15 protein-coding genes and 1 pseudogene are annotated in these 22,557 nt (G+C 74.8%); 7 read left to right on the plus strand and 9 right to left on the minus strand.

From position 1 onward, the window contains the following. Positions 1-76 precede the first annotated feature (76 nt). On the plus strand, positions 77-4,780 hold the full coding sequence (locus IEY78_RS29670) for a coiled-coil domain-containing protein (protein ID WP_189103504.1): 4,704 nt from the start codon (positions 77-79) through the stop codon (positions 4,778-4,780). A gap of 27 nt (positions 4,781-4,807) precedes the next feature. Here the strand turns inward: IEY78_RS29670 and IEY78_RS29675 are convergent, their stop codons facing one another. From IEY78_RS29675 to IEY78_RS29685, 3 genes are all read right to left on the minus strand, one after another. Continuing rightward, positions 4,808-5,920: an S-(hydroxymethyl)mycothiol dehydrogenase gene (locus tag IEY78_RS29675; protein ID WP_189103506.1), complete on the minus strand. Its 1,113-nt coding sequence runs from the start codon at positions 5,918-5,920 to the stop codon at positions 4,808-4,810. 222 nt (positions 5,921-6,142) lie between these two features. Further along, entirely contained in the window at positions 6,143-6,949 is an 807-nt protein-coding gene (locus IEY78_RS29680) for an IclR family transcriptional regulator (RefSeq protein ID WP_189103508.1), read from the minus strand. Between the two features lie 246 nt (positions 6,950-7,195). Further along, a complete protein-coding gene (locus tag IEY78_RS29685) occupies positions 7,196-7,684 on the minus strand; it encodes a hypothetical protein (RefSeq protein ID WP_372508998.1) in 489 nt (162 codons plus the stop codon). Between the two features lie 269 nt (positions 7,685-7,953). Between IEY78_RS29685 and IEY78_RS29690 the strand changes: the two genes are divergently transcribed. From IEY78_RS29690 to IEY78_RS29715, 6 genes are all read left to right on the plus strand, one after another. Then, positions 7,954-10,797, plus strand: coding sequence for a sensor histidine kinase (locus tag IEY78_RS29690; protein ID WP_189103512.1), 2,844 nt, complete (start codon positions 7,954-7,956; stop codon positions 10,795-10,797). Further along, entirely contained in the window at positions 10,794-11,234 is a 441-nt protein-coding gene (locus tag IEY78_RS29695) for a roadblock/LC7 domain-containing protein (RefSeq protein WP_189103513.1), read from the plus strand. Before IEY78_RS29690 ends, IEY78_RS29695 begins: the two co-directional genes overlap by 4 nt. Positions 11,235-11,330: 96 nt before the next feature. Next, entirely contained in the window at positions 11,331-11,744 is a 414-nt protein-coding gene (locus tag IEY78_RS29700) for a DUF742 domain-containing protein (protein WP_189103515.1), read from the plus strand. A gap of 165 nt (positions 11,745-11,909) precedes the next feature. Beyond that, positions 11,910-12,779 (plus strand): alpha/beta fold hydrolase, encoded by an 870-nt coding sequence (locus tag IEY78_RS29705; protein WP_189103517.1) that lies wholly within the window; start codon positions 11,910-11,912, stop codon positions 12,777-12,779. A gap of 57 nt (positions 12,780-12,836) precedes the next feature. After that, positions 12,837-13,448, plus strand: coding sequence for a TetR/AcrR family transcriptional regulator (locus tag IEY78_RS29710; protein WP_189103519.1), 612 nt, complete (start codon positions 12,837-12,839; stop codon positions 13,446-13,448). Between the two features lie 214 nt (positions 13,449-13,662). Further along, on the plus strand, positions 13,663-14,274 hold the full coding sequence (locus IEY78_RS29715; protein ID WP_189103521.1) for a GTP-binding protein: 612 nt from the start codon (positions 13,663-13,665) through the stop codon (positions 14,272-14,274). Positions 14,275-14,393: 119 nt separating this feature from the next. On the opposite strand, the gene glpK is transcribed toward IEY78_RS29715, so the two are convergent. The 6 genes and pseudogenes from glpK to IEY78_RS29740 form a co-directional block, all read right to left on the minus strand. Then, complete coding sequence (glpK, locus tag IEY78_RS29720; RefSeq protein WP_189103523.1) at positions 14,394-15,935, minus strand: glycerol kinase GlpK; 1,542 nt, start codon at positions 15,933-15,935, stop codon at positions 14,394-14,396. Between the two features lie 76 nt (positions 15,936-16,011). Further along, complete coding sequence (locus IEY78_RS29725; RefSeq protein WP_189103525.1) at positions 16,012-16,779, minus strand: MIP/aquaporin family protein; 768 nt, start codon at positions 16,777-16,779, stop codon at positions 16,012-16,014. Between the two features lie 213 nt (positions 16,780-16,992). Continuing rightward, positions 16,993-18,171, minus strand: coding sequence for a lipid-transfer protein (locus tag IEY78_RS29730; protein ID WP_268240353.1), 1,179 nt, complete (start codon positions 18,169-18,171; stop codon positions 16,993-16,995). A gap of 144 nt (positions 18,172-18,315) precedes the next feature. Next, positions 18,316-18,759 (minus strand): annotated as a pseudogene (locus IEY78_RS34690) (Zn-ribbon domain-containing OB-fold protein); the annotation flags it as partial. Between the two features lie 459 nt (positions 18,760-19,218). Next, positions 19,219-20,055, minus strand: coding sequence for a M15 family metallopeptidase (locus tag IEY78_RS29735; RefSeq protein ID WP_189103529.1), 837 nt, complete (start codon positions 20,053-20,055; stop codon positions 19,219-19,221). Positions 20,056-20,151: 96 nt separating this feature from the next. Next, positions 20,152-22,548, minus strand: coding sequence for a glycoside hydrolase family 31 protein (locus IEY78_RS29740; RefSeq protein ID WP_189103538.1), 2,397 nt, complete (start codon positions 22,546-22,548; stop codon positions 20,152-20,154). Positions 22,549-22,557: the final 9 nt, after the last annotated feature.

A 22,557-nucleotide genomic window follows, 5' to 3' on the forward strand; every position in this document is an offset into this window, starting at 1 on the left:
ACCGCGGCCGCTGCCCCGCCGCCCACCACCGCCCGTGCCGACCACCCGCATTCCGACACGACAACGAGAGTCCGCCATGTACGAGCTGTCCCGGGTCCGCCTCTACTCCATCGGGCCCGCCGGTGCGCGCTACGCCGACACCGTGCTGGACCTGCGCGGAGTCGGCGCGCCCGTGCCCCGACCGGCCCCGGCGCAGGCGGACTTCTTCGAGGACGACCCGGTCGGCCCGCCGCGCCGCCCGGCCCCCGCCGGCGTGCTGTTCCTGGAGAACGGCGGCGGCAAGTCCGTCCTGCTCAAGCTGATCTTCTCGGTGATGCTGCCCGGCCACCGCAACACCCTCGGCGGCGCCAGCTCCGGCGTGCTGCGCAAGTTCCTGCTCGCCGACGACTGCGGCCATGTCGCCCTGGAGTGGCAGCACGTCCTCACCGGCGAGAGCGTGGTCGTCGGCAAGGTCAGCGAATGGCGCGGCCGGCAGGTCTCCAACGACCCCCGCAAGTTCGCCGAGGCCTGGTACAGCTTCCGGCCCGGCCCCGGCATGAGCCTGGACTCGCTCCCCGTCGCCGAGGCCACCGTCATCCGCCCCCGGCAGGGCGAGGGCGAGGGCAGCTCCGGCGCCCAGGGCCGCCGCCGGACGATGAAGGGCTTCCGCGACGTCCTCACCGAGGCCGGGAAGAACTACCCCAACCTCGACGTCGTCTGGGAGGAGATCCACGAGCGCTGGAACGAACACCTCGGCGACCTGGGCCTGGACCCCGAACTCTTCCGCTACCAGCGCGAGATGAACGCCGACGAGGGCGAGGCCGCCGGCCTCTTCGCGGTCAAGAACGACTCGGACTTCACCGACCTGCTGCTGCGCGCCGTCACCGACACCCGGGACACCGACGGCCTCGCCGACCTGGTGCACGGCTTCGCCCACAAACTCGGCCGGCGCGCCGAACTCACCGCCGAACGCGACTTCACCGCCGGCTCCCTCGACCTGCTCTCCCGCATCGCCGGCGCCGCCGAGCAGCGGGAGCGCGCCCGCGAGGTGCATGCCGGCGCCGAGCGCCGCACCCGCGCCCTGGCCCAGCGGCTGCACGCCCGCGGCACCGAGGAGCGCGGCCGCGCCGCCGAGCTGGCCGAACAGGTCGCCACCGCGGCGCACCGCGTCACCGACGCCGAGCGGATCCGCGAGCGCCGCTCCCTGGTCTCCGCCGAACTCGCCTACCGGCACGCCTCGCTGGCCCTGGCCGCGGCCGAGAAGGGCGCCGCCGCCCAGCGCCGTGAGCTGAACGACGCCCGTACGCTGCACAGCGCCTGGCAGGCCGCCGAGACCGCGCTGCGCCACCGCGCCGCCGCCGACCGCTCGGCGCGGGTCGCCGCCGCCATCCGCGAGGCCGAGCGGGACGCCGCCCCCGCGCTCGCCGCCCGCGCCACCGCCGCCGCCGACCTCGTGCGCGCCCTGCACACGGCGGCGGAGGCCGGCGAGCGGATCGCCAACGAGGAGGAGGAGCGCTCCGCCGCCCTCCAGGAGGCCGGCGAGTCCGCGCACCGCGACGCCACCTCGGCCGCCACCCACGCCCAGCGCGCCCGCAGCGAGGCCGAGCACCTCAAGCAGCGGCTGGCCGAGGTCGCCGAGGAGACCGCCGAGGCCGTCCGGGCCGGCTGGCTGGACGACAGCGCCCCCGACGCCGACCCGGCCCGCGCCGCGCTCGCCGCCTCGGACGCCGAGAAGACCGCCGTCGAGGCCTGGGACTCGGCCCGGGAGGCCGCCCGCCAGGCCACCGACCGCGCCCGCGAGGCCGCAGCGAGGCACTCCGCCGCCGAACTCGCCGCGGCCCGCGCCGAGGACGCCGCCGAGGCCGCCGGGCGGGCCCATGACGCCGAGCGCCGGGCCGCCGAGTCCATCGGCGCCGAGCAGCGGCTCGCCGACCTCCTCGGGCTCCCGCAGTCCGAGGCGAAGGCCGTCGGTGTGCCCGCGCCCCGTACGGCGGGGCCCGACGGGTCCGGTGCGGACCAGGGCGCCGCGCGCCGCCCCGCCGCCGGCCCCCTGACCGCCGAGGAGCTCGACCGCAACGCCGACGGGCTGCACGAACTCCTGGAGGAGGGCGTCGCGGCCGCCGAACGGCAGCTGTTCGACCTGCGCACGGCCGCCGCCGACGACGCCCGCATCCTCGGCGCGCTGGGTGACGGCGGTCTGCTGCCGCCGGGCCCCGATGTGCTGGCGGCCGTGGAGTATCTCGGCGAGCACGGCGTACCCGCGCTGCCCGGCTGGCGCTACCTCGCCCAGTCCGTCGACCCCGCCGACCACACCCGGGTGCTCGCCACCCGCCCCGAGCTGGTCGACGGCGTGATCATCACGGACCCGGAGACCCACGCCCGGGCCCGCGAGGTGCTCGCCGAGGCCGCGCTGCTGCCCCGTTCGGCCGTCGCCGTCGGCACCGCCGCCGCGCTGCTCGCGCCCGCGCCCGCCTCCGAGGAGGGGGACGCCGCCGGCAGCCACGTCTTCCTCGTCCCGCCGAACCCGGCGATGCACGACGAGTCCGCCGCGGACGAGGAGCGCCAGGCGCTGCGGGCGCGCGCCATAGAGCGGGACGAGGAGATCCGCGCGCTGGCCGCCCGGCTCTCCGGGGACCGTGCGCTGGCCGCCCGGCTCGGCTCGTGGCGCACCGGCTGCCCGGCCGGCCGCCTCGCCGAACTGGCCGCGGCGGCGCAGGAGACCCGCCGGGCCGCCGACGAGGCCGCCGCCGAGCTGGCCGAGGCCCGCACGGCCCGGGACGGGACCGACGAGGTCGCGGCCGAGGCCACCCGGGTGCGCGACGAGCGCCAGGAGACCGCCCAGCGCGCCCGCCGCGCCGCCGATCTGCTGGCCGGGCTCGCCCACCGGCTGCGCGAACGGGCCTCCTGGCAGTCCCGGATGCGCGAACTCGTCGACGAGGCAGCCGAGTTCGAGGCCCGCGCGGAGGAGTGTGTGGACCGCGCCCGGGCCGCCGACGAGGACCGCCGGGCCGCCCAGCGGGCCGCCGACGACGCCCGCCGCACCGCCCGCGCGCTGCGTGCCGAGCGCGCCGAGATCGCCGGCGTCCCGGACGACCTCGGCGAGGCTCCCGACGGGGCGAGCGCCTCGCTGCCCGCCCTGCGCGAGGCCTACCGCGCCGCCTCCCAGCTCTACGAGAAGGTCGGCGTCGGCGCCGACCTGCGCGCCGAACAGGCCCGCGCGGAGGGCGACGAGAGCGCCGCGCTCGCCGAACTCAACCGCCTGACCAACAAGGTCCGCACCCGCGCCGAGGCCCTCCTGGAGAGCCCGGACGCCGCCGACGGCCCGTCCCGGCAGGCCGCCGCCTCCCGCGCCGAGGCCCTGGTGCACATGCTGGAGACGCGCGCCTCGGCCGCCAGTGAGCAGCTCGGCCGGCTGCGCGGCGAGGCCGAGCGCCTCGCCCCCACCGACGGCGAGGCGCACACCGAGCTGCCCGAGGAGCTGGTGCCCGCCGACGCCGACCGTGCCAAGGAGCTGCTGCGCACCGCCTCCGGTGAACTCGCCACCGCCAGCGAGGCACTGGACGGCGCCCGCGGGCAGCACGAGGAGCTGCTGCGTGCCCACCGCGCGGCCGAGGACGCGGCCGGCGGCTTCGACGAGACCGCGGCCCTGCTGCGCGATCTGCTGCGGGACAACAGTGACCCCGAGGACGCGGCGGACGACCCGATCGAGCCGTACGACGGCGCGCTGCCGCAGGCCCGGCAGGCCGCCGCCGAGTCCCGCCGCTCGCTGCGCGGCTGCGCCACCGATCTGTCCACCGCCGACTCCGCGGTGCGCGAGGCCAGCGACATCCTCGTCCGGCACGCCAACTCCACCCGCTACGAGCAGGTCCGCACCCCCGCCCGCCAGCAGATCCGCGAACTGCCCGCCTCGGCCCTCCCGGAGCACGCCGCCAAGTGGGCGGACGCCTTCGCCCCGCGGCTGCGGGTGCTCACCGACGAACTGGCGCAGCTGGAGCGCAACCGCGACTCCATCGTCGACCGGCTCCGCGGGCTGGTCGAGTCCTCGCTGACGACGCTGCGCTCCGCCCAGCGGCTGTCCCGGCTGCCCGAGGGGCTGGGGGAGTGGTCCGGCCAGGAGTTCCTGCGGATCCGCTTCGAGGACCCCGATCAGGCCACGCTCGCCGAGCGGTTGGGCGAGGTCATCGACGAGGCGACCCGTGCGGCCGTGAAGAAGAACAGCGATCTGCGGCGGGACGGGATGTCCCTGCTGCTGCGCGGGGTCGGCGCGGCGCTCCAGCCGCGCGGGGTGGCCGTGGAGATCCTCAAGCCGGACGCGGTGCTGCGCGCCGAGCGGGTGCCGGTCGGGCAGATGGGCGATGTGTTCTCCGGCGGCCAGCTGCTGACCGCGGCCATCGCGCTGTACTGCACGATGGCGGCGCTGCGCAGCAACGACCGGGGCCGCGACAAGCAGCGGCACGCCGGCACCCTGTTCCTGGACAACCCCATCGGCCGCGCCAACGCGACCTATCTGCTGGAGCTCCAGCGGGCGGTCGCCGACGCGCTCGGCGTCCAGCTGCTGTACACCACCGGTCTCTTCGACACCACCGCGCTCGCGGAGTTCCCGCTGGTCATCCGGCTGCGCAACGACGCCGACCTGCGGGCCGGCCTGAAGTACATCAGCGTCGAGGAGCACTTGCGCCCGGGCCTGCCGCAGCCGGACCCGTCCGGCGAGGCGGTGCACGGCCAGATCACGGCGACCCGGATGTACCGCCGCCCCGAGGAGTCCGCCGCCGGGGAGGAGGCGGCGGACACCACGGGGTGAGGCGGGGCGCGGGGGCCCGGCGGACGGTCACACCACGACGACCGACCGCAGGACCTCCCCGCGCCGCATCCTGGCGAAGGCCGCTTCGAGGTCGTCGAGCGCGATGGTCTCGCTGATGAACCGCTCCAGATCGAGTTTGCCGCTCAGGAACAGGTCGATGAGGACGGGGAAGTCGCGGCTGGGCAGGCAGTCGCCGTACCAGGACGACTTCAGCGCGCCGCCGCGGGAGAAGAGATCGAGCAGCGGCAGGTCGATGCGCATGTCCGGGTCGGGCACCCCGACCTGGACCAGCGTGCCCGCCAGATCGCGCATGTAGAACGCCTGCCGGTAGGTCTCCGGGCGGCCCACCGCGTCGATCACCACGTCGGCGCCGTGCCCGCCGGTGAGCGCCCGGACCGCCTCGACCGGGTCCGTGCCGCGGGAGTTGACGGTGTCGGTGGCGCCGAACCGCTCGGCGGCGTCCAGCTTGCCGTCGTCGAGATCCACGGCGATGACGCGTCGGGCGCCGGCCCGGGAGGCGCCCGCGATGGCGGCGTTGCCGACCCCGCCGCAGCCGATGACCGCGACGGTGTCCCCGCTGCCCACCCCCGCGGTGTGCACGGCGGCGCCGTACCCGGCCATCACCCCGCAGCCGATCAGGCCCGCGGCCTCCGGGCGGGCCGACGGGTCGACCTTCACCGCCTGCCCGGCGGCGACCAGGGTCTTCTCCGCGAACGCGCCGATGCCCAGCGCCGCGGTCAGCTTCGTGCCCGCCGCGGTCCTCGTCCCCGAGGCGTCCCCGAGCAGGGTCATGGGGCGGCCGGCGTTGCGCGAGGCGAAGCAGTACCAGGGACGGGCGCGGCGGCAGGAGCGGCACTGTCCGCAGGGCGCCCGCCAGGCGAGCACCACATAGTCGCCGGGCGCCAGGTCCGTGACGCCCGGGCCGACCTCCTCGATCACCCCGGCCGCCTCATGGCCGAGCAGATACGGGAAGTCGTCGCCGATCGCGCCGTCGCGGTAGTGCAGATCGGTGTGGCACACCCCGCAGGCCTGGACCGCCACGAGCACGTCGCCCGGACCGGGATCGGGTACGAGGATCGGCAGCACCTCGACGGGGGCGCCCTTCTCCAGGGCGACGACGGCGCGGGCTTCGTGCGGCATGTCTCACTCCTAGGACAGCGCCTGCGGTGGCGGCAGGGGCGGGTAGCACGCGTGGGGTGGCACGGATGCCGGTGGGGGGAGTGGTGCGCGGTGAGCGGGGAGGGGCCGGCGGGTGGCCTCACCCCCGGCTCCGTGTTGCCTATAGCGCGATGGGTTGCGCTATGGGAGACATGCTGGAAGTCCGCGAGGGATCCGTCAAGGGGTGGTTTTCCGCAAGCCGCCTCAGCCCGCGAACCCCATGCGGCGGGAGAGGTCGGCGGCTGCCTTCGCGGACCGCTCCGCCAGCCCGGGCAGCAGCTCATGCTCCATCCGGTACGCCGGGCCCGAGAGGCCGATCGCCCCGATCACCGCACCGTCGTGCGCCCGCACCGGCGCCGCCACGGCGTTGAGCCCGATCTCCAACTCCTCGCTGGTGCAGGCGAATCCGTCGGCGAGCACGGCGGTCAGCTGGGCGCGCAGCGCGGCCGCGGTGGTCAGGGTGTGTTCGGTGAACCGCGGCAGCTTGCGGGTCACCAGGGCCTCCCGGCGCTGCGCGGGCAGATGCGCCAGCAGCACCTTGCCGCTGGCGGTGGCGTGCAGCGGGGTGCGGCGGCCCAGCCAGTTGTAGGCGGTGACCGCGGCGGAGCCCCTGGCCTGCATGATGTTGACCGCCGCGTCGCCGTCCAGCACCGCGATGTTGGCGGTCTCCCCGGTGTCCTCGGCGAGCGCCCGGCACACCGGCTGGGCCTCCTGCGAGATGTCCAGCCGGATGGCCGCGGCGCCGGCCAGCCGCAGCACCCCGGCGCCCAGGTAGTACTTGCCGCGCTCCTTCTCCTGCTCCACCAGACCGCGGTGCTCCAGCACCCCCAGGATCCGGAACGCGGTCGACTTGTGGACGCCCAGCTCCTCCGCGATCTCGGTGACCCCGGCCTCGCCCAGCTTGGCCAGGATCTCCAGCACGCTCACCGCGCGGTCCACGGACTGGACGGAGCCCGCCCCGCCGCGCCGTTCCTCGGACCGGTCGTCCGCCGCATCGCTCGTGTTCGCCATGGGTCTTCGAGTCACCACCCGGTGGCCCCGCGGGGCACGTCTGAAGGCATCTGCCGGCACGCCGTGGACGGCTCTGGGCCCGGCTCGGATTCTGTTGCGCTGAATTCTGTTGCGCATCGTGCTCTGCGATGCGTTATTCAGAACACATGATACCGATCGGCGCGCGCGGGGCCAGATGGTTCCCCTCCGCCGCACCGCGGACCTGCCGAGGGCGCAGCCGCACGGACCGCGAGCGGTGACGCGGGTTCACGCTGCCGCGCGCGGGCTGTGCGACGGGCCCTCCCGCGACTCCCGGCGCCGCTGCCGCCGCGCGCGCCGCCGCTCACGGCGCAGCTCCCGGGCCGTCGAGCTGGGCTGCGACTGCACCCCGTTGCGCTGCACCCACACCTGGCGGGTGACCCAGACGTCCAGCACCGCCCAGGTGGCGACCACGGTGCTGGCGACCGTGCAGAGCACCGCGGGGAACGCGAACCAGGAAGCCGCGAGCGTGCACAGGAAGGCCACCATGGCCTGAATCAGGGTGAGGGCCACGATGATGACGGCGCGCACCGCGGCGGTGCGCACCGGGTCCGCCATCCGGGGCCGGGCTGCCGGCTCCTCCTGCCACAGCGGCCGTCTGCCGGTGTCCATGAACGTGTCAGCCTCCCCGCACCTGCCCCGCGTGTCCGACTCCTCAGTAACTGCCCGTATTTCGCCCGGTACATTCCACTGAGGCCGCACCTGATCCCCCTCCATGGTCACGTACCGGAGCCGCATCGGGTTACCCGGGGTAGAGGAAAACCGGCCAACGCTCCGGTACGCCGTCGGCCGCCGCTGCGCCGGCGCGCTCCGTCGCACGTGGGGCGGGTTGTCCGGGAATCGGCGGACAACTCGGGACGATCCCGCGCGGCTCCGCTTACCGACGTCATGAGAGGCCTTCGGCTACGTCACCCGACAGTAGTAGGCTCGCGCCGTTTGCTGACGGAACACCACCCCCGTGCGCCGGGGTTGACGTAGGGGAGGCCATGCGCTTTCGCGGGAAGTCGGTCCGCCGGAAGATCGTGGCGTTGCTGCTCGTACCGCTGCTGTCCCTGACGTCCTTGTGGGCGTTCACGACCTATCTCACCGGTCGTGAGGCCAATCAGCTGCTGGACGTCGGCAACGTCGTACAGCACCTGGGCTATCCGGTGGAGAACGTCATCCTGGCCCTCCAGGACGAGCGCCGGCAGAGTCTGCTGTACCTCGCCGACCGGCGCGACGCCGACGCCCTGGACGCGCTCCGCCGGCGCACCCGCGCCACCGACGAGGCCGTCACCGCGCTGCGCGCCGACACCGACACCCGCGACACCCGCGAGGACCTGACCGGTGAGGCCGGCGACCGGATGCGCGGCGTCCTGAAGAACCTGACCTCGCTCACCTCGCTGCGCACCCAGGTCCAAGACAACACCGTCACCCGCGACGAGGCCCTGGAGAGCTACAACTCCCTGGTCGACCCCGGCTATGACTTCCTCTCCGCGCTCCACGCCCTGGAGAATGTGGAGATGGACAAGCAGGCCCGGGCGCTGGTCACCGTCACCCGCGCCCGTGAGGCCCTCTCCCGCGAGGACGCCCTGATGTCCGCGGTGCTGGCCTCCGGCAGCATGAGCGGCCGCGATCTGCGGTCGGTGTCCGACCGCGTCGCCGAGCGCCGGGTCCTCTACCGCACCGGCCTGTCCGCCCTGCCCGCCCACGACCGCGCCACCTACCAGGACTACTGGCACTCGGCCAAGGCGCGCGAACTGACCTCGTACGAGGACCGGGTGATCGCCGCCGGGGCGAAGGGCGGACCGCACGCGGTCAACGCCGAGCGCTGGCACACCGCAGCACAGCGGGTGCTCGGCGACCTCCAGCGGATGGGCAAGGACGCCGCCGAGCGCTACCGGGGCCGGGTGGCACCGGTCGCCGCCCACGTGCTGCTCAAGGCGGCCGTCGCGGGCGTCCTCGGCTTCGTCGCACTGCTGGTCTCGGTCGTCGTCTCGCTGCGCATCGGCCGCCGCCACGTCCGGGACCTGATCCGACTGCGCAAGACCGCCCACGAGGTGTCCGGCGTGCGGCTGCCGAGCGTGATGCGCCGGCTGGCGGCCGGCGAGCAGGTCGATGTGGAGACCGAGGCGCCCCGGCTCGAATTCGGCCCGGACGAGACCGGCCAGGTCGGCCAGGCGCTCCACACCCTCCAGCGGGCCGCGATCGAGGCCGCCGTCAAGCAGGCCGAGATGCGCCGCGGCGTCTCCGAGGTCTTCGTCAACCTCGCCCGCCGCAGCCAGGTTCTGCTGCACCGCCAGCTGACCCTGCTGGACGCCATGGAACGCCGCACCGAGGACACCGAGGAACTGGCCGACCTCTTCCGGATCGACCATCTGACCACCCGCATGCGGCGGCACGCGGAGGGCCTGGTCATCCTCTCCGGTGCGGCCCCCTCCCGGCAGTGGCGCAAACCCATCCAGCTGATGGACGTGGTGCGCGCGGCGGTCGCCGAGGTGGAGGACTACGAGCGGATCGAGGTGCGCCGGCTGCCGCGGCTCGCGGTGGAGGGCCCCGCGGTGTCCGACCTCACGCACCTGATAGCCGAACTCCTGGAGAACGCCACGGTCTTCTCCCCGCCGCACACCGCCGTGCAGGTGCTGGGCGAGCGGGTCGCCAACGGCTTCACCCTGGAGATCCACGACCGCGGCCTGGGCATGGCCCCCGATCTGCTCCTGGAGGCCAACCTCCGGCTCGCCGAGACCCCCGAGTTCGAGCTGTCCGACACCGACCGGCTCGGGCTGTTCGTGGTCAGCCGGCGCGCCCAGCGGCAGAACGTACGGGTCTCCCTCCAGCCCTCGCCGTACGGCGGCACCACCGCCGTGGTCTTCCTCCCGAACGTGCTGCTGACCGAGCACGCCCGGTCCGACGACGAGGGCACCCCCGACGGGCTGCCCGGCGGCCCGGTCGGCAACGAACTGGAGCACGCGGCGGGCAAGTTGGCCGCCCTCTCCCAGGCGCCGCTGCCCCGGCGGGAGCGGCGCACACCGGCCGTCATCGACGGACCGGTCGAACTGGAGGCGCCGCTCGGCCCGGACGAGCAGGCCCCCGCCGACGACGACAGCCTCTTCCGGAAGCGGGAGCGCGGCCGCGACCGCAAGGCCCCGTCAGCCGGCCCCCGCGGCATCGCACCGGTGGCGCCCGTCCCCGACGGCGAGCAGCACCAGCAGACCCGCGACCAGGCGCCCGGCGGCGGCCTGGCACCCCTGCCGCGCCGCCACCGTCCGCCGGTGTTGGTGTCCGACCACGGCAGAACGGTCGACGACCGCGACGCGACGGGCAAGCGCGACGGCGAACGGCCCGGCCAGCGGCCCACCGAACGGCCCGGCCCCGAACGCGCCCGCTCCGGCGGCCGCGACGAGGGCCGCTCCGGTAGCCCGGAGCCGTCCGGCGCGCCGCGGGACCCCGCACCGGCCGGGCCGCGGTCCGTCGGGGACCGTGCGGCGTCCGGGCCCACCACCCCGCAGGGCCTGCCCCGCCGGGTGCGGCAGGCCAGCCTCGCACCGCAGTTGAAGAAGGACCCGGCGGCGGAGGCCGCGCCGGCACCGGCCGCGGACGACCGCGACGCCGAGGCGGTCCGCGCCCGGATGGCCTCGCTCCAGCGCGGCTGGCAGCGCGGCCGCCGCGACAACGCCGAGGACCCGCGCGAGAGCGCGCCAGCACCGTCCGCGGACCCCGCGGACACGACTCCGGACGCCGCAGTTCCGGACCCCACAGACGCCGGCGACCGTGACGCCACCAGGCACGACGGCGACGGCACGGGCACCACCGCACCACCAGGAACCACATCGGGAGGGGACGGTCCATGACCGCACCGAAGGCAGCAGCTACCACCGCACCGGTCTCGGCGAGGGGATCCGGTGAGCTGAACTGGCTCCTGGACGAACTGGTCGAGCGGGTCGGCTCCATCCGCAAGGCACTCGTGCTGTCCAGCGACGGGCTGGCCACCGGCGCGTCGAAGGACCTGACCCGCGAGGACGGCGAGCATCTGGCCGCCGTCGCCTCCGGCTTCCACAGCCTGGCCAAGGGCGTCGGCCGGCATTTCGACGCCGGACAGGTCCGCCAGACCATGGTCGAGCTGGACGAGGCGTTCCTGTTCGTCAGCGCGGCCGGCGACGGCAGCTGCCTGGCCGTGCTCGCCGACGCCGACTCCGATGTGGGCCTGGTCGCCTACGAGATGACCCTGCTGGTCAAGCGCGTGGGCACGCACCTGGGCACCGCGCCCCGGTCCGTACCGTCCACCTGAGCGCGACGACGGTGACGCCATGAGCGAGCGCAGCGGGCTCCTCCTGCGGCGGTGCGCGCCCGGCGGGCGCGGGGCCGGGCGCGGCGAGGTTCCGGCATGAGCGAGCAGGACGGCCGGGCGGCGCGGGACCGGGAGGCGGCCCGCTGGTTCGACGACGACGCGGGCCCTGTCGTCCGGCCGTACGCGATGACCCGCGGCCGCACCCGTACGGCTGCCGAGGGCCGCCTCGATCTGATCGCGCTGGTGATCGCCGAGAGCCGCGCGGACGAGGCGGCCTGCGACCAGATGCTCTCACCCGAGCATGTGGAGATCGTCGAGCGGTGCCGGCAGGAGCCGCTGTCGGTCGCCGAGCTGGCGGCCGGCCTCGATCTGCCGGTCGGCGTCGTACGGGTCCTCATCGGCGATCTGCTGGACGCGGACCTGGTCCATGTCAGCCGGCCGGTACCGCCGGCCGAGCTGCCGGACGAGAAGGTGCTGCGCGAGGTGATCGACGGCCTGCGCGCGCTGTGACGCCCCGCCGCGCGGCCCCCGCCGGGCCGGGCGGCGGCCCGGCGGACCTCCGCTCTCCCGGGCGGGAGGGGCGCATGTCCGCGTGGCCGGGGCTTCGTTGAGCGCGGTTCCACGCCGGGGTACGGTGCCTGTTGAGCAACAGTCAACAGGAGGAGAGGCATCACCATGCCGACGGACGAGACCCCGGCCCCCTTCGAACGCCTGGAGATCCAGGTCGGCCCGCACACCTACGACGCACTGGCCTGCGGGCCCGCCGACGGGGAATTCGTCCTGCTGCTGCACGGCTGGCCCGAGTTCGCCGACTCCTGGAGCGAGGTGCTGCCGGCCCTGGGCACGGCCGGCTACCGCGCCGTCGCCGTCGACCAGCGCGGCTACTCCCCGCGCGCCCGCCCGCCCCGGATCGCCGACTACGCCGTCCCCGAACTCGTCGCCGACGCCCTGGCCTTCGCCGACTCCCAGGGCGCGGACCGCTTCCACCTCGTCTCCCACGACTGGGGCGGCATGGTCGCCTGGGCGCTGGCCGGCGCCCACCCCGAGCGGCTGAAGTCCCTGACGGTGCTGGCCACTCCGCACCCGGACGCCCTCAACCGCGCCGCCGACACGGACTCCACCCAGCACCACCGGCTCGACTACGTCCGCTTCTTCCGCCGCGACGACGCCGCCGCGGAGGGCGCCCTGCTCGCCGACGACGCCGCCCGGCTGCGGGCCGTCTACGCCGGCAAGGTCCCCGAGGCCCTCGTGGACGGCAACGTCCGCCGGCTCACCGCACCGGGCGCGCTCACCGCCACCCTGAACTGGTACCGCGCCCCCGAGTCGGTCATCTCCATCCCGGCCGGCCGGATCACCGTCCCCACCCTCTTCCTGTGGGGCAGCGAGGACACCGCCCTGGGCCGCGGCGCGGCCGAGTCGACGGGGGAGTGGGTCGACGGCCCCTACCGCTTCGAGGCCCTGGAGGGCGCCAGCCACTGGCTGCCCGAGGAGGTCCCCGAGGTGGTCGCGCCCAAGATCCTGGACCATCTCGCGCAGTACGTCTGAGGCCGCAACGGGCCGGGACCGCACGGCGGTTCCGGCCCGCCGCCGTAAACTGCGGGCATGTCCGGCAAGCGCAGCACCCGACTCACCCCCGACCAGCGCAGGGAGCAACTGGTCGGCATCGGGCTGCAGATGCTCGCCGACCGCTCCCTCGACGAGCTGTCCACCGACGAGGTCGCCCGGCGGGCCGGGATCTCCCGCGGGCTGCTCTTCCACTACTTCGACTCCAAGCGCGACTTCTACCGCGCGGTGGTCCGCGCCGCGTGCGACCGCTTCACGGCCGCGACCGAACCGGACGGCTCCCTGGAGCCGGTCGCCTGGATGCGCGCCTTCATCGCGGGCTTCGTGGCGTACGTCCTGGAGCACCGGCAGGTGTATCTCGCCCTGGTCCGGGGCGCCGCCGGCAGCCACCCCACGGTCAGCGACATCGTCGGCGCCACCCGCGAGACCGTCGCCCGCCGGGTGCACGACGGCCGGCGGCGGCTCGGCATGCCGGACGCCCCGCAGGCCGAACTCGCCACCCGCGCCTGGATGGCGTTCGCGGAGGAGGCGGTGACCACCTGGCCGGCGGAGCAGCCCGGCGCCCGGGACGAGCTGTGCGCCTTCATCGAATCCAGCCTGGTGAACCTGCTGGGGCTGCTCGACCGGCCCCGGGTCCTCACCCCGCGCTGAGCGCCCGCGGGGCCCCGGCAGGCACCGCCCGGCACCTTTTCGGGCGCAATGGGGGCCTTGGGGCCTGCGGTGTGACCGGGGCGTGACACAACTCAAGTGGGCGCCGTGCCGACCACGTTGTACCGTTCCCTTGCAGCTGTCGCCTCGTGCGCCGACGCGCGGGGACCAGGCGCGATGTCCCCTCGCACACCCGGCAATTCAGGAGAAGAATCCCATGGCCTTTGGGCGTTCCGACCGCCGCCGCCGGTCCGCCGCCGTCGCGCCGATGACGCTGAAGATCCTGGTCGCGGGCGGCTTCGGGGTCGGCAAGACCACCCTGGTCGGTGCCGTCAGCGAGATCCAGCCGCTGCGCACCGAGGAACGGCTGACCGAGGCGGGCCGCCCGGTCGACGACCTCGACGGCGTGGAGGCCAAGACCACCACCACCGTCGCGATGGACTTCGGGCGGATCACCGTCAACGAGGGCCTGGTCCTCTACCTGTTCGGCACCCCCGGCCAGGACCGCTTCTGGTTCCTCTGGGACGAGCTGGCGCGCGGCGCCCTCGGCGCGGTGGTGCTCGCCGACACCCGCCGGCTCGCCGACAGCTTCTCCGCCATCGACTACTTCGAGCGCCGCGGCCTGCCCTTCACGGTCGCCGTCAACTGCTTCGACGGCGCCGACCGCTACCCGCCGCAGGCCGTACGGGACGCCCTGGACCTGGCCCCCGAGGTCCCGGTGGTGCTGTGCGACGCCCGGAGCAAGGACGACGCCCGCGATGTGCTGATCTCCGTCGTCGAGCACGCCCGGGAGACCGGCGCCGGCCGGCGCGAGCCCGCGCTGTCCTGACGGGGCTCATCCGGGCACGGCCCGTACCCCGCCGTCCGGGGTACGGGCCGTACGTCTTCAAGGGGCGCGTCGGCGACGTCGCGTCGTCAGGCCGCCAGGCGGGACTTTGCGGACACGACCTAGGCCTGCTGCGCCGACCCGTCCTCCGCCAGCCAGCCGAAGCTGCGCTCCACCGCCTTGCGCCACTGGGCGAACCCGCGGTCCCGGGTCGGCCCGTCCATCCGGGGTGTCCACTCCTGGTCGCGCTGCCAGTGGGTGCGCAGCTCGTCCAGGTCCTGCCAGACGCCGGTCGCCAGCCCGGCCGCGTACGCCGCGCCCAGACACGTGGTCTCCGAGATCACCGGGCGGATCACCGGTACGCCCAGCACATCCGCCTGATGCTGCATCAGCAGATTGTTCGCGGTCATCCCGCCGTCGACCTTGAGCCGGGTGATCCGCACCCCCGAGTCCTGGAACATGGCGTCCACCACCTCGCGGGTCTGCCAGCTGGTCGCCTCCAGCACGGCGCGGGCCAGATGCGCCTTGGTGACGAAACCGGTCAGACCGGTGATCACGCCGCGGGCGTCGGGGCGCCAATAGGGCGCGAAGAGACCGGAGAACGCCGGGACGATACAGGCTCCGCCGGTGTCGGGGACGCTCGCCGCCAGCGGCTCGATCTCGTCGGCCGAGGCGATGATGCCGAGCTGGTCGCGGAACCACTGCACCAGGGCGCCGGTGATGGCGATCGACCCCTCCAGGCAGTAGACCGGGGCCTCCCCGCCGAGCTGGTAGCCCATGGTCGTCAGCAGCCCGTTCTTGGACGGCACCGGGCGGTTGCCCGTATTGAGCAGCAGGAACGAGCCGGTGCCGTAGGTGTTCTTGGCCTCGCCGACGCCGTAGCAGGTCTGGCCGAAGACGGCCGCCTGCTGATCGCCGAGTGCGGCGGCCACCGGCACGCCGTGCAGCTGTCCCACCGCCGTGCCGTACACCTCGGCCGACGACCGGATCTCCGGCAGCATCGCGGCCGGCACGTTCATCGCCGACAGGATCGCCGGATCCCACTGGAGGGTGCCGAGGTTCATCAGCATGGTGCGGCTCGCGTTGGTCACATCCGTGACGTGCACCCCGCCGTCGGTGCCGCCGGTCAGATTCCAGATCAGCCAGGAGTCGATGGTGCCGAACGCGATCTCGCCGCGCTCGGCACGGGCCCGCAGCCCGGGCACCTCGTCCAGCAGCCAGGCTGCCTTGGGCCCGGAGAAGTAGCTGGCCAGCGGCAGCCCGGTGGCCTCCCGGAAGCGGTCCTGGCCGTCCGTGCCGCCCAGTTCCGCGCATACCTGGGCGGTCCGGGTGTCCTGCCAGACGATCGCGTGGTGCACCGGCCGCCCGGTGGCGCGGTCCCACAGGACCGTGGTCTCCCGCTGGTTGGTGATGCCCAGCGCGCTGAGCTGGTCAGCGCGCAGCCCCGCCTTGGTCAGCGCGCCCGCCACCACGGCCTGCACCTTGGACCAGATCTCGGCCGCGTCGTGCTCCACCCAGCCCGGCCGGGGGAAGAGCTGGCGGTGCTCACGCTGGTCGACGGCGACGATCGCCCCGCCGTGGTCGAAGATGATGCAGCGGCTGGAGGTGGTGCCCTGGTCGATCGCGGCTACGTAGGTCTCGGTCTTCCCGGTGTGCTCCGTCATGCCGTCACGCCTCCTGGCGTCCTGGTGGGTGGGTGCAGCGGGGCCGGTCCGTGCGGCGGAACGACGAGCGACGCGATCAGAACGCCAGCCGGTAGACCAGGCCGGACAGCACCGCGCCGAGCAGCGGTCCGGCCACCGGTATCCAGGCGTAACCCCAGTCGGAGGAACCCTTGTTGGGTATCGGCAGCACGGCGTGCACCAGACGCGGACCGAGGTCCCGCGCCGGGTTGATCGCATAGCCGGTCGGCCCGCCCAGCGACAGCCCGATACCGACCACCAGCAGCGCGACCAGCAGCACGTTGATGCCCGAGCCGTAGACCCCCGCCCGCGCGCCGGGGACCTGGCCGATGCCGATGCCCTGGTTCTGACCGAAGCACAGCAGCGGCAGCACCAGCCCGGCGGTGGCGATGACCTCGGTGACGAGATTGGCGGCCGGCTTGCGGATCTCCGGGCCGGTGGAGAAGATCCCCAGCGTCGGCTGGGCGAGCTCCCGCTCCGCGTTGGCGGCGAACTGCGCGTAGTACAGCGCCCAGGCCAGTATGGCCCCGATCGCCGCGCCGATCATCTGCGCCAGGACGTACAGCGGCACCTTCGACCACGGGGTGCCGCCCGCGATGGCGGAGCCGACGGTCACCGCGGGGTTGAGGTGCCCGCCGGACAGCGGCGCCGCGGTGTAGGCGCCGGCCAGGACGCCCATGCCCCAGCCGAAGGCGATCACGACCCAGCCGGCGCCCTTCGCCTTCGAGTGGTGCAGGGTGACGGCGGCGCACACACCGGCGCCGAAGAGAATGAGTATCGCGGTGCCGATCACTTCACCGACGACGATGTCCCCATTGGAAAACATGGCGGCTCCTAGGCCCTCGCCCGGGGACGTCCCCCGGTCCTCCGTGCAGGGTGCGTGCCACCGGCGGGCAGCGGGCAGCGCTGCCACCGGGCCGGGGTGCCTTGGTACGGCAGTGCCGACCGGCAACCGGAAGTGTTCACCGGTGCTGAGGGGGCGTCAAGGTCGCGCACGGCAGAGGATTGCGCCGCCGCGATCCGGCCGGCGTGCGGCGGCTCACCGCACCGCCACCACCGCTGACCCGTGCCCGAACAGCCCCTGGTTGGCGGTGATGCCCACCCGGGCACCGGCCACCTGGCGGCCGCCCGCCCGCCCCCGCAGCTGCCAGGTCAGCTCGCAGACCTGGGCGATGGCCTGGGCCGGCACCGCCTCGCCGAACGAGCTCAGACCGCCGCTGGTGTTCACCGGCAGCCGCCCGCCCAGCACGGTCACCCCGTCCCGCAGCAGCCCGGCCCCCTCACCCGGGCCGCACAGCCCCAGATCCTCGTACCACTCCAACTCCAGCGCGGTGGACAGGTCGTAGACCTCGGCCAGCGAGAGGTCCTCGGGGCCGATCCCCGCCTCCTCGTAGGCGGTGCGTGCGATCGACGCCCGGAAGCCGGTGCCGGGCTCCGCCACGGCCGCCGCGGAGTCGGTGGCGATGTCCGGCAGGTCCAGCACGGTCCGCGGGTAGTGCGGGGTGGCCGTGGCGACCGCGCGGATCCGCACCGGATCCGCCACGCCGTGCCGCCGCGCGAAGTCCATGCTGGTCAGCACGAGTGCGGCGGCGCCGTCGGAGGTCGCGCAGATGTCCAGCAGCCGCAGCGGATCGGCGACCACGGCGGAGGCCGCGACCTGCTCGGCGGTGACCGGGGTGCGGTAGCGGGCGTACGGATTGGCCGCGCCGGCCGCCGCGTTCTTCACCTTCACCTGTGCGAAGTCGTCGGCCGTATCGCCGTACAGCGCCATCCGGCGGCGGGCGTAGAGCCCGAAGTACGCGGGGTTGGTGGCGCCCAGCACCCGGAACCGCAGCCAGTCCGGATCGTCGGGCCGCGCACCGCCCGCCGGGGCGAAGAAGCCCTTGGGTGCCGCGTCGGCGCCGACCACCAGGGCCACGTCCGCCAGGCCCGCGAGGATCTGGGCCCGGGCGGCGCCGATGGCCTGGGCGCCGGAGGCACAGGCCGCGTAGACGCTGGTCACCCGGGCGCCCTGCCACCCCAGGGCCTTGGCGAAGGTCGCGCCCGCCACATACCCGGGGTAGCCGCCGCGGACCGTGTCCGCCCCGACCACGCTCTGCACGTCCCGCCAGTCGATCCCGGCATCCGCGAGCGCCGCCCTGGCCGCCTTCGTGCCGTACTCGACGAAGCTGCGGCCCCACTTGCCCCAGGGGTGCATACCGGCGCCCAGGACGGCCACGTCGTTGGTTGTGGGGGTTGCGGGGGTCGGCTCCGGCCGTTCTGGAGGGGGCGTTTTCGGGCCGGATGGTTTTTCCCCGCCGCCCACCCCCCTTCGGGGGGTGGGCGGGTGAGGAGGTGAGGTTCCGGCCTCCCCCCCGCCCCCGGCCCCCGCCCCCACCGGCCGCCAGTGCCACGTCGTCCAGACCTGCGCGTCGTCCTCGTCCAGGACCCCGGGCACCAGCTCGACCGGGGTCCCCACGGCGAGGTCCGCCGCACCGACGCCCGGCGCGGCCTGCCCGAGGACCACCATCCGCTCCGCCGCCAGCTCCACGGCCACCAGCGCGTACGGCTGCCACTCGGCGTCCGGGTCGGAGACGTACGGGGCGGGCGGGCGATAGCGCGCGTCGGTGTACGACCAGACGGTGCCGTGCCGTGACAGCGGCACCTCCACCAGCTCGTCACCACCGCATACGGGGTTGCGGCAGAAGGTGTCCTCCCGGGGGAAGAACACCGCGCCGCAGTCCCGGCACCGGGTACCCAGCAGCCGGAAGTCCGCCGCGTCCTGATCGAACCACCCCGGCACCGCCGGCTTCCGTACACGTGTCACGGGCCCTCCCCGGGCGACGACCGGACGCCGCAGACCCGGAATCGGCGCTCCGGGAACAGCGGTCCGGCAACGGCAGTCCGGAGTCGGCAGTCCGGGAGGTCGGACCGGAGCGACGGCGGAGGCGGCAGGCGCACGACGCGAGCCGACACCGGCGGGCGGACCGGCGGCCGGCAATCCCGGAGAACCCCAGAACTGACGGAACGTCAGAAGTGTGGCACGGCACCGCCGGGCACGGAACCCCGGCACGGAGCCCGGTACGGCCCCGGGGCGATCACGTCGTCCCTGTGGTTCATGTCGTCCTGTCGTTCACGAGGAGCACCCGGGCGACGTCCCCCTCCGCGGGTCAACCGGACCCGACCGGCCCGCGTCCCTCTCAGCAGGGTCCGGGCACGGGATCCACGGGGGTGGTTCCGTGCCCGGACCGCACCGACCCCGGGCGGCTGCACGGCACCCCGCCGCTCACCCGACCGGAAAGTCGAAGTACGTGTCCGGGAAGGTCTCCGGGGTGAAGGTGAAGTGCCACCACTCCTCGGGGAGGTTCACGAAGCCGGCCCGCTCCAGCCCATGCTTGAGCAGCAGCCGGTTCGCCCGCTGGCGCCCGTGGACGCGCGGGTCGAGGGTGTGCGCGAGCGTGTCGAAGCAGTCGAAGCCGGTCCCCATGTCGAGGGAGTTGTCCGGGAACCGTGCGTCCTTCGGCCCGTAACAGGGCGCCAGCGGCTCGCCCGGCACATACGGGCGGGTGGGCAGCGCCGGCAGCCGTACCAGCGTCACATCGAGCGTACTTCCCCTGCTGTGACCGGACCGGGCCGCGATATAGCCGTCGTCGAACAGCTTCGACTTGTCCTCCCGCGGGTAGAACTCGCCCTTCATCCGCTGGTCGCCGAGGTCCTTGCCCCACCGCACGAAGTGGTCCACGGCGCGCTGCGGCCGGTAGCAGTCGTAGACCTTGAGCGACAGCCCGCGCCGCAGGAAGGAGCGCTGGGCCCGGTGCAGGGCCCGTGCGGCGTCCCGCGTCAGCAGGCACACCGGCCTGCGGTAGCCGTCCACCGGCACACCCGTGAAGTTGTGCACGGTGGGGTAGCGCATCTCCTGGAGGATCGTGGGGTCCACCTCGCGCAGCGCGACGAACTCCTTCGGCATCGACGGCGGTCCCGACGGCGGTCCCGGTTGCCGTCCCGACGGCGGCACCGGCCGGTGGGCGGCCCCCGCGGCGGCCGCCGACGGCAGCACGGTGACGGTCATCAGGGCGGCGGCAGCGACGGCCAGGCCGCGCAGCGCGGCAGCGAGTCTCGGCATGGTCCTCCGTCTACCAGGACCACCGGCCGGAGGGGAAGCCCCACGCACGCCTCACCCGCACCCGGCGGATGACCGGCGTCGACGCCCGTACGCGCACTAACCGCCCGTCAACCCCCGTACTCGCACCGGGTATCCCACCGCCTCCCCGTCCCGCCGCTCCACGACCACCCGGTCGCCCTCCCACCGCGAGACGAAGCGCTCCACGTCCGGCCGCTGCCAGCCGTCCCCGGCGTCCGGCACCACCAGCCCGCTGCCGCCGCGCCCGGTCGGCGGAGCCCACACCTCCAGCTCCGTCCCGCCGTCCGCCCCCGCCACCGGCACCACCGCACCGGCCCGCGCCAGCACCGGTATCCGCGACAGCGGCGCCTCCACCCACACCTGACCGGGCCCCTCGTACGCCCGGCCGGTCGCGGTGTCGTACCACCGGCCACGCGGCAGCCGCACCGGCCGACGGGTCACCCCGGCCGCCAGCGCGGGCGCCACCAGCAGCGCGTCCCCCAGCAGAAAGGCGTCCTCGCAGTCCCGCAGCGCCCGGTCGCGCGGCGCGTTCCACCACAGCGGCCGGACGTACGGCGCCCCGGTCAGCCGCGCCAACTGGCCCAGCGTCCCGAAGTAGGGCAGCAGCCGCGCCCGTTCACACAGCGCCGTACGGGCGTGCTCCAGCACCTCGGCCCCGAACTCCCACGGCTCCCGCCGCCCCGCCCCCCACGCCGAGTGCGTACGGAACAGCGGCAGGAAGGCGCCCAGCTGGAACCACCGCAGATACAGCTCCGGGGACGGCTGCCCGGAGAACCCGCCGATATCGGGACCGCTGTACGGCACCCCGCACAGCCCCAGCCCCAGCACCAGCGACAGCGAGGCCCGCAGCCCCGGCCAGTCCGTCGCCACCGCGCCCGACCAGCTGCCGCCGTAGCGCTGCAACCCCGCCCAGCCCGAGCGGGAGAACAGGAACGGCCGCTCGTCCGGGCGCAGTTCGCTCAGTCCGTCGAAACCGGCCCGCGCCATCGCCAGGCCGTAGACGTTGTGCGCCTCCCGATGGTCGCCGCCCCGCCCCTCCAGCGCGTGCCGCGCCGAACGCGGCAGCGTCCGCTCCCCGAACGCCGCAAAGGAGACCGGCTCGTTCATGTCGTGCCAGAAGCCCGCGAAGCCCTGCGCCAGCCGCTCCGCGTACAGCCCGCCCCACCACTTGCGCACCCGCGCGTCGGTGAAGTCCGGGTACACCGACTCGCCCGGCCACACCTCCCCGCGCACCTCCCGCCCCCGCGCGTCCCGCACGAACGCGTCCGCCGCCGCCCCGCCCTCGTACACCGCGTCCCCCGGCTCCGCCCGCACCCCGGGATCGACGACCGAGACCAGCCGCACCCCCTGCGCCCGCAACTCCCTTGCCAGACCCGGCAGATCCGGATAGCGCTCCGGGTCGACGGTGAAGACCCGGTGGCGGTCGTAGTGATCGATGTCCAGATGGACGGCGGACAGCGGAAGCCCCCGCTCCGCGTAGCCGGCGGCCACCTCGCGCACCTCGTCCTGGCCCGCGAACCCCCACCGGGCGTGCTGCGGGCCCAGCGCCCACAACGGCGGCAGCGCGGGCGCCCCGGTCAAAGCCGTCCAGCCCTGGAGCACCCGGGCCGGAGTGCCGACCAGCACCCAGTAACGCAGCGGCCCGCCGTCCATCCGCAGCTCACAGGCGCCCGGCCGGTCATGGCCCGAGCCCGCCCCCTCCACGCCCTCGCGCAGCGTCACCCGGCCGTCCCAGGAGTTGTCGTGGAACACCAGATGGGTACCGGCGTCCGCCACCACCAGCTGCACCGGCATCGTCAGCGACAGCGGATCGTCCCCCGGTGCGAACGCGCCGCCCGGGTCGGTGTTCCACAGCCGGTAGACCCCGTCCCGCAGCCGGGGCCCGTGCGCCCGGCCGCCCAGCCCGAAGAACCGGGCATCGGCCGCGACCTCCGCACGCTGCACCCAGCGCGCGGCACCCCCGCCCCCGGACCGGCCCGCCGCGGTGTCCGTGCCGCTCGCGTCCGCCTCCTCCCACCAGCGCGGCGGCAACTCCCGCCGCAGCACCGCCCCGCCGGGCGTGCGCACCTCCACCGCGCCGTGCCGGGAGACCACCACCAGCACCCGCTCGGAGACCACCCGCCAGCCGCCCTCCGTATCGGGCTCCAGCACCGCCCGCGCGTCCACTTCGGGGCACGGGCCCGCCAGCGCGTACGACGGCTCCGGCGCGGCGCCGTCCCAGCCGCAGAACACCGCCCCGCCCGCGGCCACCCGCACCCGCAGCGACGACCGCGCGAAATGGATCACCCCGCCGCCCGGCTGCGGCTCCGCGCCGGTCGCCGGCCCCGGCACCCGCGCCCGCTCCGCCCCGCGCCGCGGCAGCGCCAGCGCGTCCGCCCGCCGCGCCCGCCACGCCGCGCGCACGGACCGCAGCCCCTGCGCCGGCCCGACCGTCTTGATCATCCGTACCGACCGCACCAGATCCCGCCCGTCCATGCCGGTCAG

This window comes from Streptomyces kronopolitis (genome assembly GCF_014646275.1).
Lineage (GTDB): Bacteria > Actinomycetota > Actinomycetes > Streptomycetales > Streptomycetaceae > Streptomyces > Streptomyces kronopolitis.

Coding starts and splice junctions, on each gene's coding strand:
- IEY78_RS29670 (WP_189103504.1), top strand. CDS start 77: ATGTACGAGCTGTCCCGGGTCCGCCTCTACTCCATCGGGCCCGCCGGT.
- IEY78_RS29675 (WP_189103506.1), bottom strand. CDS start 5,920: ATGCCGCACGAAGCCCGCGCCGTCGTCGCCCTGGAGAAGGGCGCCCCC.
- IEY78_RS29680 (WP_189103508.1), bottom strand. CDS start 6,949: ATGGCGAACACGAGCGATGCGGCGGACGACCGGTCCGAGGAACGGCGC.
- IEY78_RS29685 (WP_372508998.1), bottom strand. CDS start 7,684: ATGGAGGGGGATCAGGTGCGGCCTCAGTGGAATGTACCGGGCGAAATA.
- IEY78_RS29690 (WP_189103512.1), top strand. CDS start 7,954: ATGCGCTTTCGCGGGAAGTCGGTCCGCCGGAAGATCGTGGCGTTGCTG.
- IEY78_RS29695 (WP_189103513.1), top strand. CDS start 10,794: ATGACCGCACCGAAGGCAGCAGCTACCACCGCACCGGTCTCGGCGAGG.
- IEY78_RS29700 (WP_189103515.1), top strand. CDS start 11,331: ATGAGCGAGCAGGACGGCCGGGCGGCGCGGGACCGGGAGGCGGCCCGC.
- IEY78_RS29705 (WP_189103517.1), top strand. CDS start 11,910: ATGCCGACGGACGAGACCCCGGCCCCCTTCGAACGCCTGGAGATCCAG.
- IEY78_RS29710 (WP_189103519.1), top strand. CDS start 12,837: ATGTCCGGCAAGCGCAGCACCCGACTCACCCCCGACCAGCGCAGGGAG.
- IEY78_RS29715 (WP_189103521.1), top strand. CDS start 13,663: ATGGCCTTTGGGCGTTCCGACCGCCGCCGCCGGTCCGCCGCCGTCGCG.
- glpK (WP_189103523.1), bottom strand. CDS start 15,935: ATGACGGAGCACACCGGGAAGACCGAGACCTACGTAGCCGCGATCGAC.
- IEY78_RS29725 (WP_189103525.1), bottom strand. CDS start 16,779: ATGTTTTCCAATGGGGACATCGTCGTCGGTGAAGTGATCGGCACCGCG.
- IEY78_RS29735 (WP_189103529.1), bottom strand. CDS start 20,055: ATGCCGAGACTCGCTGCCGCGCTGCGCGGCCTGGCCGTCGCTGCCGCC.
- IEY78_RS29740 (WP_189103538.1), bottom strand. CDS start 22,548: ATGGACGGGCGGGATCTGGTGCGGTCGGTACGGATGATCAAGACGGTC.